The 3,952-nt window shown below is 71.7% G+C and carries 7 protein-coding genes; all 7 read right to left on the reverse strand.

The genetic code is table 11. The features are described from left to right. Positions 1-609: copper resistance CopC family protein (locus P409_RS41315; RefSeq protein WP_274519184.1), on the reverse strand; the 609-nt coding region annotated here is incomplete at its 3' end. A 98-nt stretch (positions 610-707) separates the two neighbouring features. Next, positions 708-1,223 (reverse strand): YcnI family copper-binding membrane protein, encoded by a 516-nt coding sequence (locus tag P409_RS28680; RefSeq protein ID WP_034846474.1) that lies wholly within the window; start codon positions 1,221-1,223, stop codon positions 708-710. 50 nt (positions 1,224-1,273) lie between these two features. Beyond that, a complete protein-coding gene (locus P409_RS28685) occupies positions 1,274-1,882 on the reverse strand; it encodes an SCO family protein (protein ID WP_034846467.1) in 609 nt (202 codons plus the stop codon). Position 1,883: 1 nt separating this feature from the next. Beyond that, positions 1,884-2,369 (reverse strand): copper chaperone PCu(A)C, encoded by a 486-nt coding sequence (locus P409_RS28690; RefSeq protein WP_052121516.1) that lies wholly within the window; start codon positions 2,367-2,369, stop codon positions 1,884-1,886. A gap of 94 nt (positions 2,370-2,463) precedes the next feature. Further along, positions 2,464-2,844 (reverse strand): hypothetical protein, encoded by a 381-nt coding sequence (locus tag P409_RS28695; RefSeq protein WP_034846469.1) that lies wholly within the window; start codon positions 2,842-2,844, stop codon positions 2,464-2,466. Between the two features lie 105 nt (positions 2,845-2,949). Then, positions 2,950-3,714 carry an aldolase/citrate lyase family protein gene (locus tag P409_RS28700; protein ID WP_034846471.1) on the reverse strand — a complete coding sequence of 255 codons (765 nt, stop codon included), beginning with the start codon at positions 3,712-3,714 and terminating at the stop codon, positions 2,950-2,952. Positions 3,715-3,733: 19 nt separating this feature from the next. Next, a partial coding sequence (locus tag P409_RS28705) for a DUF3658 domain-containing protein (protein WP_034846473.1) occupies positions 3,734-3,952 on the reverse strand: 219 nt, incomplete at its 5' end.

The following is a 3,952-nucleotide window of genomic DNA, read 5'->3' on the forward strand; positions in this document are numbered from 1 at the left end:
GTGCGGCAGCGGAGCGACGACGGCGCGGAACGCCGCGGCGCCGACGCCGAGGAACAGCGCGGCATAGATCGCGATCCGGGCCAGCCAGATCGCGGCCTCGACCGGGCGGTCGGCGATGTCCGCCGCCTGGGGCGGCGGCGCGGCGCCGGGCTCGCCGATCGAGAACACGACCGAACCGCCGACCGGGTGCCCGTCCTCCGACACCACGCGCCAGCTCAGCACATGGGTGCCGTGCCCCAGGCCGGCCGGCGCCGGGATCACCAGTGTCGCATCCTCCAGCCGGGCGTCGCCCAGCGCGATGGCCGTGCCGTCCGGCTGGACCAGCCGCAGCACCAGCGGCGACACCGGCTCGTTGAAGGTCAGGCGGAAGCTGTCCGGCCCGGCCGCGATCACGGCATTCTCCGCCGGCTCGGCCCGCAGCAGCGAGGCGTGGGCCCATGCAGCCTGCGGGACGAGGAGGGCCAGGACAAGAACCAGCCAGGCGCAGATCCGGCCCTGCGAGTCCTTTCTTGTCCCCCCTCCCCTTGCGGGAGGGGGGTAGGGGGAGGGGGCTCGGGCCGCAGGAGCTGACCTCGAGTATCGGAGCAAATACCCAAACACTCCGGCCATCGCAGGCCGGCGCCCTTCGATCGACAACCCCCTCCCCCTTTCCCCCTCCCGCGAGGGGAGGGGGGACTGATTTGCTGGGTCATCCGGGCGAAGCGTCGTCACTTCTTCGGCAGCAGCTTGAGGCCCGGCGCCGGGGTCTCGTAGTCGTCGGCGTCCTTGCCCTCGGCCGGAATCTCGATCCAGCGATCCGTCCCGGTCTCGCAGTCCTGGACCACCGGGAAGTACAGGTGCTGGCCGGGCGTCAGCCCGGCGGTCAGATAGCTGCGGAAGACGAACTCGTCATAGAATTCGTCCGGCAGCTTGCCGCCGCTCCATACCACCTCCTTCACCCCCTCGCTGGTCGGGGTGCCGTAGTAGTCGTAGGACGCGGCGTATTTGCCCTTCACCGTCTCCAGGGTCCAGCCGGGCTTCGGCATCGGCTTGACCGCGATCACCCCCTCGGGGATCTGGACGCGGATCCTGACGGTCGGCGAGCCCTCGCAGCCATGGGGCACGCGCAGCACCGCCTTATAGGTGCCGCCGACCGGCGCCTCCTGGGTTTCCAGCGTGACATGGGCGAAGGCCGGGGCGGTCGCGGCGAGCAGGGCCGCCACGGGCAGAATGGATTTCAGCATCATCTATCTCCTGGTCGCCGGCTTGGGCGGCAATGGTTGAATGAAAAGGGTCAGGCGTCGGCGGCGAGCAGGCGGCGCAGCGCGGCCAGCCGCTCCGGCTCGGGCGTGCCATAGGCGATGATGTCGTGGAACCGGCCCTCGGCATCCATCAGGTACACCATGGCCGAATGGTCCATCGTGTAGTCGCCGTCGGTGGTCGGCACCTTGCGCCAATACACGCGGTAGGATTTCGCCACGGCGGCGATCTCCTCCGGCGTGCCGGTCAGGCCGGTGATGCGCGGGTCGAAGGACTGCAGGTACTCCCGCAGCATCTCCGGCCGGTCGCGCTCCGGGTCGACGGTGATGAACAGCACGCGCAGCCGGTCGCCGTCCGGGCCCAGCGCCGCCAGCGCCTGCGACATCTCCCACAGCGTGGTCGGGCAGATCTCCGGGCAATGGGTGAAGCCGAAGAACACGGCGAAGGGCCGGCCCTTCAGGTCGGCGTCGGTCAGCGTCGCCCCGGTCTGGTCGGTCAGGCGGAACGGGCCGCCCGGCTCCGTTCCCAGCGCCACGACCCGGCCGGTGGCCGGATCCTTGGAATAGACCAGCAGGAAGCCGGCGGCGCCGACCAGGATGGCGGTGATGGCCAACAGCACTGGCACCAGGATGCGGGCGCGCATCTCAATGCTCCATCCCCGCACCGGTCGCGCCAATCGGCGCGACCTCGAAGGTGACGGCGATGGTGCCGGCCTTCTCGAAGGTCATGGTGCCGGCGAAGCTCTCGCCCGCCTTCAGCGGCCGCTTCAGGTCCATCATCATCAGGTGGAAGCCGCCGGGTGCCAGGGCCGCGGTGCCCTTGGCCGGCACGGGCACGCCGCCTTCGACCGGCCGCATGGTCATGACGCCGTCCTTCAGGCCCATCTCGTGGATCTCGACGCGGCCGGCGACCTCGGCCGTGACCGAGACCAGCCGGTCCGGCTCGGCCCCGTCATTGCGGATCTCGGCATAGCCGCCGCCGACCTTGGCGGCGGGCGGCGTGGCCCGGGCCCAGGGATGGACCACCTCGATCGGGCCGGACTTGAACTCATGGGCCGCGGCCGGGCCGATGGCCAGCAGGGCCAGCGCGGCGGCGACAGCGGCGGTGCGCAGATGCGCGAACAGGGACATGGGGATTGCTCCAGGCTGGCCGGGCGGCGCGTCTCTGGCGCCGGGCTCCGGCCGTGAACCGATGGGCCCGCCGCCGTGGCAGGCCCGGCTTGGATCACGCCTGGGCGGGTGGAGCTCTCGGATTGGCCGGCGAGCGCTGGGGCGCGGCGGCGACGGGGGCCAGGGGCAGGAGCGCGGGCTCGCTGCGGCCGGCCAGGTGCGGCACCAGCAGCACCGCGACGAAGCCCGGCACCGGGGCGCCGCTGAACATGGCGCAGCCGGTGGTGCAGCAATCGGGCAGGTGCGGATGGCCGGCCGGCAGGTCCTGGCGGGCGGGGATTGTCCCGTCATCGGTGCGGCAGAGGGCGGAGAGCGGGTCGAAGGCCGCGGGCGCGGCGCTGGCGCCGATGGCGAGGCCGCCGAGGATGGCCTGGACGAACAGCAGATAGGCCGCGCCCAGCGCGACCCACGATGCCCGTCTCCGTGCCCACCTCATGCGCACCGTCGGCGCTCCCCTTCTCTCCAGGCCGGGGATATCACGGTCGCGGCCGGGGGCAAACCCGGCCGCTCTGCGACATGGTGCCCCCGATCGCCCGCGCTGTCAGCCCTTGAAGCCGCGGGCCAGGGCGTCGGCATTGCGGGCCAGCAGGCCGAGATCGGTGCCGACCGCGACGAAGCGGTAGCCCCATTCGATGTAGCGCCGGGCCTCGGCCTCGACCGAGGTCAGGATGCCCGCCGGCTTGCCGATGGCGGTCAGGCGCCGCACGGCGTCCTGGATCGCGTCCTGCACCTCCGGGTGCTGGGAGTTGCCGATATGGCCCAGCGAGGCCGACAGGTCGGACGGGCCGATGAACACGCCGTCGACGCCGTCGACCGAGGCGATCTCCTCGATCCGCGCCAGCGCCTCGCCGGTCTCGACCTGCAGCAGCACGCAGATCTCGGCATCGGCCTTCTTCAGATAGTCGGTCACCCGGCCGTAATGGCTGCCGCGGCCGCTGGTGGTGATACCGCGGATGCCGGCGGGCGGATAGCGGCAGGCGGCCACGGCGCGGCGCGCCTCCTCGGCATTCTGGACGAACGGGATCAGCAGCGCCTGGGCGCCGATGTCGAGGATGCGCTTGATCAGCACCGGGTCGTTCCAGGCCGGCCGCACGATGCCCGTGGCCGTGCCGCGCGCGGCGGCCTGCAGCTGCGACAGCAGGTCCGGCAGCTCGTTCGGCGAATGCTCGGTGTCGAACAGGATCCAGTCGAAGCCGCTGTCGCCGACGATCTCGGCGACGATGTTGCTGCACAGGCTGCTCCACAGCCCGATCTGGGTCTGCCCGGCGGCCAGCGCCGCCTTGAACCGGTTCCGGTCGAGGTCCATCGGTGTTCCGTTCCTTGTCTCAGCGGGCCAGTCGTACCCGGCAGCCGCGGATGGTGGTCGGGCTGCCCTCGATCTCCACCTTGCCCTGCGCCGCCAGCTGGCGCAGCCGCCAGAAGCAGAAGGCGTCGGTGGCGAAGAAGCCGGTGATCGTGCCCATCGGCCGGCCGACCGCGCGGCCCGCCGGCATCCAGTCATCGCCGACCGCCGCCAGGATCTCCGCGTCATGCGTATCGATCGG

Origin of the sequence: Inquilinus limosus MP06 (assembly GCF_000767795.1) — a bacterium.
Lineage (GTDB): Bacteria > Pseudomonadota > Alphaproteobacteria > DSM-16000 > Inquilinaceae > Inquilinus > Inquilinus limosus_E.

Excerpts from the sequence above, each read along its gene's own strand:
- P409_RS28680 (WP_034846474.1), bottom strand. The coding sequence starts at position 1,223 with ATGCTGAAATCCATTCTGCCCGTGGCGGCCCTGCTCGCCGCGACCGCC.
- P409_RS28685 (WP_034846467.1), bottom strand. The coding sequence starts at position 1,882 with ATGCGCGCCCGCATCCTGGTGCCAGTGCTGTTGGCCATCACCGCCATC.
- P409_RS28690 (WP_052121516.1), bottom strand. The coding sequence starts at position 2,369 with ATGTCCCTGTTCGCGCATCTGCGCACCGCCGCTGTCGCCGCCGCGCTG.
- P409_RS28695 (WP_034846469.1), bottom strand. The coding sequence starts at position 2,844 with ATGAGGTGGGCACGGAGACGGGCATCGTGGGTCGCGCTGGGCGCGGCC.
- P409_RS28700 (WP_034846471.1), bottom strand. The coding sequence starts at position 3,714 with ATGGACCTCGACCGGAACCGGTTCAAGGCGGCGCTGGCCGCCGGGCAG.